Annotated in this window: 8 protein-coding genes; 5 read left to right on the top strand and 3 right to left on the bottom strand. The window is 71.3% G+C overall.

Annotation, left to right across the window (positions count from 1 at the left end; genetic code table 11):
* The 3 genes from ftsL to CCR97_RS23540 all read right to left on the bottom strand — a co-directional run.
* On the bottom strand, positions 1-355 hold a 355-nt coding region (gene ftsL / locus CCR97_RS23550; protein ID WP_201159919.1), incomplete at its 3' end, for a cell division protein FtsL.
* A 2-nt stretch (positions 356-357) separates the two neighbouring features.
* Entirely contained in the window at positions 358-1,398 is a 1,041-nt protein-coding gene (gene rsmH / locus CCR97_RS23545) for a 16S rRNA (cytosine(1402)-N(4))-methyltransferase RsmH (protein ID WP_111360189.1), read from the bottom strand.
* Positions 1,395-1,871, bottom strand: coding sequence for a division/cell wall cluster transcriptional repressor MraZ (locus tag CCR97_RS23540; protein WP_111360188.1), 477 nt, complete (start codon positions 1,869-1,871; stop codon positions 1,395-1,397). The genes rsmH and CCR97_RS23540 overlap by 4 nt, the downstream gene beginning before the upstream one ends.
* Positions 1,872-2,112: 241 nt before the next feature.
* Here CCR97_RS23540 and CCR97_RS23535 point away from each other — a divergent pair, with 241 nt between their 5' ends.
* From CCR97_RS23535 to CCR97_RS23515, 5 genes are all read left to right on the top strand, one after another.
* Positions 2,113-2,853: a metallophosphoesterase family protein gene (locus CCR97_RS23535; protein WP_111360187.1), complete on the top strand. Its 741-nt coding sequence runs from the start codon at positions 2,113-2,115 to the stop codon at positions 2,851-2,853.
* A 250-nt stretch (positions 2,854-3,103) separates the two neighbouring features.
* The gene (locus tag CCR97_RS23530) at positions 3,104-4,540 is read left to right on the top strand and encodes a protein kinase domain-containing protein (protein WP_338049130.1); all 1,437 of its coding nucleotides are present in this window, start codon (positions 3,104-3,106) and stop codon (positions 4,538-4,540) included.
* 108 nt (positions 4,541-4,648) lie between these two features.
* Positions 4,649-5,227, top strand: a complete 579-nt coding sequence (locus CCR97_RS23525) for a PRC-barrel domain-containing protein (protein ID WP_111358828.1) — start codon at positions 4,649-4,651, stop codon at positions 5,225-5,227.
* A gap of 152 nt (positions 5,228-5,379) precedes the next feature.
* On the top strand, positions 5,380-6,096 hold the full coding sequence (locus tag CCR97_RS23520; protein WP_111358829.1) for a phosphoribosylanthranilate isomerase: 717 nt from the start codon (positions 5,380-5,382) through the stop codon (positions 6,094-6,096).
* Positions 6,084-6,875 carry an N-acetylmuramoyl-L-alanine amidase gene (locus CCR97_RS23515; protein WP_244670633.1) on the top strand — a complete coding sequence of 264 codons (792 nt, stop codon included), beginning with the start codon at positions 6,084-6,086 and terminating at the stop codon, positions 6,873-6,875. Before CCR97_RS23520 ends, CCR97_RS23515 begins: the two co-directional genes overlap by 13 nt.
* Positions 6,876-6,970 lie beyond the last annotated feature (95 nt).

The following is a 6,970-nucleotide window of genomic DNA, read 5'->3' as shown; positions in this document are numbered from 1 at the left end:
CGCCGGGGGCCGCCGATGCGGCCGGGACGGCCGCGTCCAGCATGGCGCCGATCGGGTCGGCGTCGGCCGGCGCCGGCGCCACGGGGCGCATCGGCAGGCGATCGAACGCCTCGATCTGGGCGCCGTCGAGCAGCTGCAGCTCGAGGTGGCGCTTCGTCAGCTCCTGGATGCGGCCGGGATTCTCGAGCTTGGCGGCCTCGGCGCGCAGCGCCGCGGTCTTGTCGCGCTCGCGGGTGATCTCGTGGCGCAGCTTGGCGACCCGCTCGGCCTCGACGGTCGCCTCGAACTTGATCTTGTAGACATAGGCGGCGGCGAGAACCAGCAGGGCCGCGACGATGACGTTGAGGATCCGCATCGTCAGCCCCCCCGCAGCATGTCGTCGAGCGTCGGCAGCGGCGGCAGGCCGGCGGGCGCGCTCGTCCAGGCGGCCGCGCCGGTGCGCTCCGCGGCGCGCAGCTTGGCGGACCGGGCGCGCGGATTCTCGATGAGCTCGGGGTCGTCGGCCGTGATCGGGCGCTTGGTCAGGATCGAGAAGCTCGGGTCCGGCCGCACCGTCTCGGGCCTATGGCGGGAGACCCCGCCGCCGCCCGCGCGGCCGGCCAGGAAGGTCTTCACCAGGCGGTCCTCGAGCGAATGGAACGAGACGACGACGAGGCGTCCGCCCGGCGCCAGCACGCGCTCGGCGGCGACGAGGGCGCGCGCCAGCTCGCCGAGCTCGTCGTTGACCATCATGCGTAGCGCCTGGAACGTCCGGGTGGCGGGATGGATGTCGCCGGGCTTGTGGCGCACCACCCGGGCGACGATCTCGGCGAGCCGGGCCGTGGTGACGATCGGCGCGTCGGCGCGGGCCTTGACGATGGCGCGGGCGACGGCGCGCGAGTGGCGCTCCTCGCCGAGCTGGAAGATGACGTCGGCGAGGTCGCGCTCGGAGGCGTGGGCGACGAGGTCGGCGGCCGACGGCCCGTCCTGGCCCATGCGCATGTCGAGCGGGCCGTCGAAGCGGAACGAGAAGCCGCGCTCGGGGTCGTCGATCTGCATCGACGAGACGCCGATGTCGAGGACGACGCCGGCGACCGTGGCGGGTGCCGCGACGTCGCCGAGATCCGAGAAGCAGGACTCGATCAGCGTCAGCCGACCGCCGGCCGCCTCGACCAATCCCCAGCCGGCCGCGATGGCGGTCTGGTCGCGGTCGAGCGCGATCACGCGCGCGCCGGGCGCGGCGTCGAGGATCGCCCGCGTGTAGCCGCCGGCCCCGAACGTGCCGTCGATGTAGAGACCGTCGTTCGTGACCGCCAGGAGGTCGAGGGCGGGGCGGGCGAGCACGGGAATGTGGCGAGCCGGTCCGCCAGCGACACCCGCGCGGGCCTCCTGGCCCGGGGTGTCGCGGCCCGCCGTCATTCCCGTGCTCCGGCGCCAGGCGCCCCGCGCTCGGAACCCAATCGCTTCGTCGTCTCGCGCACTCTCGCAGTGGCCTTTGCAAGATGCGCCCGGAAGCCTTCGGGTTCCCAGATCTGAAACTTGTGACCGAGCCCGACGAAGCCGACCGTGTCGCCGATCCCGGCGTGAACCTTGATCATCTCGGTCAGCACCACCCGGCCCTCGCCGTCCACACGCAGGGTCTCGCTCGTCCCGTAGAGCGCGACCAGAAACTCCTCCCGCTCCTCCGAGTAGGGCGGAAACCGTTCGATCAGCTGCTCGATCTCGCCGAGCAGGGCGTTGCCCCCCGCATCGACGGCCGGCCGGTCCAGGCTCGGATAGCAGTACAGCCCCTCGAAGCCGTCGCGGGCCAGCACCGCCCGGAAGGGGGCCGGAATCGACACCCGCCCTTTCGAATCGAGCCGCGCCGTGACCTGTCCGACGAAGCGGTCCATTCGAATGCGGACTCCACGCCGGCCTGACGCTGGCCGCGTACGCGGCCCGCCGCAGGCCGAACGGCCCGGCCGGGGCGGACAGAAACATGAACGCTGGGTAATGTTGGGATACCATGGGATGGTATGGGCGTCAATGGAATCCAGCGTATGCGCGCCGGCGCACGACGGCCCGCGACACGTCGATTAGCAGCGGTTAAACTTAAGGAAACGTTGCCGGCAGCCGGGGGGCGGGGACACGATCATGCGCACGGCCCTGATCAGTGACATCCACGGCAATCGCGAGGCCCTGGAGGCCTGCCTGGAGCACGCCGAGCGCGCCGGCGTCGACGCCTACGTGTTCCTCGGCGACTTCGTCGGCTACGGGGCGGACCCGGTGTTCGTGCTCGACACGGCGATGAGCTATGTGGCGCGCGGCGCCGTCGCGGTGCTTGGCAACCACGACGCGGCGGCGGCCGGCGCCCGCGCCGACATGAACGACGACGCGGCGGCGGCGATCGCCTGGACCCGCACCGTACTGTCCGACGCCCACCGCGACTTCCTCGCGCGGCTGCCGCTCGCCGTCGAGAAGGGGACGACGCTCTACGTCCATGCCGACCCGAGCGACCCGGCCGGCTGGGGCTACGTCACGGATCTCTACTCGGCCTCGCGGGCGCTCGTCGCCACCCGGGCGCACGTCACCTTCTGCGGCCACACCCATGTGCCGAGTCTGTTCCACATGTCGGTGACGGGAAAGTTCGCGAGCTTCGATCCCGTCGACCGCGTCGAGATCCCGCTCACCCAGCGCCGGCGCTGGCTCGCCGTGATCGGCTCGGTCGGCCAGCCGCGCGACCGCAACCCGGCCGCCTGCTACGCCATCCTGGACGACGCGACCGACGTCCTCACCTATGTCCGGGTGCCGTACGACATCGATAGCGCCGCCCGGAAGATCATCGAGGCCGGCCTGCCGGTCGGCCTCGCTTACCGGCTCTACGAGGGGTACTGAGAGTGGTGAATTCGACGTGGCCGGGATCGACGTGTCGCGAGCCGGCATGGCTCTGCCGAGCCGGCGATGTCACCTCTCCCCGGCGGGGAGAGGTCGGATCTCGCGCAACAGCGCGAGATCCGGGTGAGGGGGGGCCGAGCCATCCAACCGGCGCCGTAAACCCTCACCCCGACGCGCTCCGCGCGTCGACCCTCTCCCTCAGGGAGAGGGTGCAGGCGCACGCCTCGGCTCACGCACAGGAATTCCTCCCGTGATCAACGTGCGGTCGCTGGCGCCGGGGCAGGTGGTCGACGGCTTCAAGCTGGAGCAGCAGCTCGAGCCGGGCGGCATGGCGGACTTCTGGCGGGTGTCGCGCGACGGCGAGGCGATGCCGCTGATCATGAAGATCCCGCTGCTCCGCCGCGGCGAGGACCCGCTCACCATCGTCGGCTTCGAGCAGGAGCAGATGATCCTGTCGCGGCTGTCCGGCTCGCATGTGCCGCGCTATGTCGCCGCCGGCGACTTCGAGCGGCCCTACATCGTGATGGAGTTCGTCGCCGGGCGCCCGCTCAAGACCATGCTGGCCGACACGCCGCTGCCGGCCGCCGAGGTGGCGAAGATCGGCGCCGCGATCGCCGAGGCGCTGCACAGCATCCACCGCCAGCACGTCACCCATCTCGACCTCAAGCCCTCCAACATCATCCTGCGTGACGACGGCTCGGCCGTACTGATCGACTTCGGCCTGTCGCGCCACGATCAGCTCCCCGACCTGATCGCCGAGGAGTTCGACGAGCCGGTCGGCACCGGCGCCTATGTGGCGCCCGAGCAGGTGCGCCGCTTCCGCGGCGATCCGAGGAGCGACATCTTCGCGCTCGGCGTCACGCTGTATTTCCTGGCGACCGGCGAGCGCCCGTTCGGCGAGCCCGAGCGCGAGTCGGAGTGGCGCCGACGGCTATGGCGCGATCCGTTCCCGCCGGCCCGCTGGAACGCGCTGGTGCCGCCGTGGCTGCAGGAGATCATCCTGCGCTGCCTGGAGATCGACCGCGACGACCGCTACTCGTCGGCGGCGCAGCTGCGCTTCGACCTGCAGCATCCCGACGGCGTGCCGCTGACCGAGCGGGCGGTGCGGCGCGACCGCGACGGGATGCTGACCGTGCTGTCGCGCTGGCTGAAGGTGCGCAACGCGCCGCCCTTGCGGGTGCGCAGCATCGCCGGCGTCATCGACCGCTCGCCGATCGTCATGGCGGCCGTCGATCTCTCGGCCGGCGACGATCTCGGCGACGCCATCGCCGCGGCGTTGCGTCGCGTGCTCGCCACCGTGCCGGACGCGCGCCTCGCCTGCGTCAACGTGCTCAAGGTGTCGCGCCTGGCGCTCGACCCGATGGAGGACGCGCACGGGCGCAATCCGCATCTGCAGCGTCTCGTCGAGCTGAAGCACTGGGCGCGGCCGCTGCCGGTGTCGGCCGACCGCATCACCTATCACGTGTTCGAGTCGCCCGATCCGGCGGCCGCGATCGTCGACTACGCGCGCAACAACAATGTCGACCACATCGTGATGGGGGCGCGCGGCTCGTCCTCGCTGCGGCGGTATCTGGGCAGCGTCTCGGCCCAGGTGGTCGCGCAGGCGCCCTGCACCGTGACGGTGGTGCGTCGCTCCGCTGCGGCCGGCGAGGCGACGTCCGGCGAGGCGCAGCCGGCAGGCGAGTAGGTCTTCACGGTAAATGGCGGGGAACAGGGGCCGGGTGGCCGGGTTGTCCGGGCACAGGGCGAGCGACACACGGCCCTGGCAGTTTCACCGACCCATGGAGGCACTTCAATGATCCGCAATCTCGTGGCCGTCGCGGCCGTGAGCGGCCTGATGATGACGACGGCGCTGGCACAGGCTCCGGCCACCACGTCGCCGAGCACCAACGCGCCCGCCGCCGGCAGCTCGAGCTCGGGCGCGATGGGCTCCGCCACCAGCAACCCGTCGTCGGCCGTGATCACCCAGCAGAGCCCCAACCAGTGGCTGGCGTCCAAGTTCATGGGCACCGACGTGATGGGCACCGACAACAACAAGATCGGTGACGTCAGCGACGTCCTGTTCGACAAGTCGGGCAAGGTGGACGCGCTGATCGTCGGCGTCGGCGGCTTCCTCGGCATCGGCCAGAAGGACATCGCGCTGCCGGTGTCGGCGTTCCAGGTGATCGCCGCCAACAGCGGCCAGAACAACACCAGCTCCGATCAGCTCCGCCTGTCGATGACCAAGGACCAGCTCCAGCAGCAGGCCGAGTTCAAGACCATGAGCAGCACCGCGACCACGACGGGCTCCGGTGCGAACGGCGGCGCCGCCACGACGCCGCGCAACAACATGGGCACCGGCTCGGGCGCCGCGACGGGCACGCCGAACCGCTGATCGCATTCCGATCCGAAGCTGCGAAAGGCCCGGAGCCCGCTCCGGGCCTTTCGTCGTCTCTTCGAGCCGTGGTAGGGCGGTATCCGCGGATGCCGGGGACGACGGCGGCGACGTCCGCCATCGAACGGCGCCGCGGAGCCGATGACGCTCGCATGAGAACGCGGATCAAGGTGTGCTGCATCTCCTCCGTCGAGGAGGCCAGGATGGCGATCGCCGCCGGCGCGTCTGCGCTCGGTTTCGTCGCCGCGATGCCGAGCGGCCCGGGCGTCATCGCCGACGATCGCATCGCCGAGATCGCCGGCGCGGTTCCGCCGCCGGTGTCGCGCTTCTTGCTCACCAGCCGTACCGCGCCGGCCGACGTGGTGGCGCACGTCGCCGCCTGCCGCGTCGATACGGTGCAGCTCGTCGATGCCGTGCCGGTCGACACCTACGCGGCGCTCCGACGTGAGTTGCCGCATGTCCGCATCGTTCAGGTGCTGCATGTTGAAGGGTCCGACGCGGTGGCGCAGGCGCGCGCTGTCGCGCCTCTCGTCGATGCGATCCTCCTCGATTCCGGCCGTCCCTCGGCGGCGCTGCGTGAGCTCGGCGGGACCGGACGTGTCCACGATTGGGCGATCAGCCGCGACGTGGTGAGCGCGGTCGCCGGCACGCCGGTGTTTCTCGCCGGCGGTCTCGGCCCGGACAATGTGGGCGCCGCGATCCGGATGGTCCGGCCGTTCGGGATCGACCTGTGCAGCGGAGTCCGCATCGGCACGCGGCTCGATGCCGCCGCGCTCGCTCGTCTCGTCGCGCAGGTCGGCGCTGCCGATGCGGGGCTGGGCGATGCCGCGATCGAATCCTGTCGGAGTGCCCTCGAATGCCGATGTTGAGGCCCGATTCGCCGCTGGTCGCGGAAATCTTCGCCTCGCCCAACCACGAGCCGCGCGCCGGTCGCGGCGGGACGGCCGGCCCCGACCTGCTGCTCCTCCACTACACCGGGATGGAATCGACCAGCGAGGCGATCGCCCGGCTGTGCGATCCGGACGCCAAGGTGTCGTGCCACTATCTGGTGCGCGAGGACGGCGCGGTCGTGCAGATGGTCGCAGAGGCGCGGCGCGCCTGGCACGCCGGGGTGTCGCGCTGGGCCGACGACAGCGACGTCAACTCGCGGTCGATCGGCATCGAGGTCGCCAATCCGGGGCACGACTTCGGGTTGCCGCCGTTCCCGGCCGTCCAGATCGAAGCCGTGGTGGCGCTCTGTCGCGACATCCTGGCCCGGCACGCGATCCTCCCGGCCCGGGTGCTGGCCCATTCGGACGTCGCGCCGGCCCGCAAGCAGGACCCCGGCGAGGCGTTTCCGTGGGAGACGCTGGCCCGCGGCGGGGTCGGCCTGTGGGTGCCGCCGGCGCCGCTCGACACGCCGGGGCAGACGCTCGGGCCATCGGACACGGGCGGCGAGGTCGCCGCCCTGCAGGCGGCGCTCGCGACCTATGGCTACGGGGTGCCGGAGAGCGGCCGCTACGACGAGGCGACCCGGCTGGTGGTCGCGGCCTTCCAACGCCACTTCCGGCCCACCCTGGTGGATGGGATCGCCGATCCGTCGACCCGGGAGACCTTCGCGGCGATCGAGGCGAAATCGGATTCACTCTTTGGCGGTGGTCTGGCGTGACGGGATGCGGTCGCCCGCCGAATTAGGTCGCCGGGTTCACAAGTCCTGTTGCGATGCAGCAATTTTTTGCGGAGGATTCCGTCAGTACTCTTCCC

Origin of the sequence: Rhodoplanes elegans (genome assembly GCF_016653355.1) — a bacterium.
In the GTDB taxonomy this organism is placed as follows: domain Bacteria; phylum Pseudomonadota; class Alphaproteobacteria; order Rhizobiales; family Xanthobacteraceae; genus Rhodoplanes; species Rhodoplanes elegans.
Note: the sequence above shows the minus strand (reverse complement) of the source record. Positions and strands in the feature narration are given on the sequence as shown.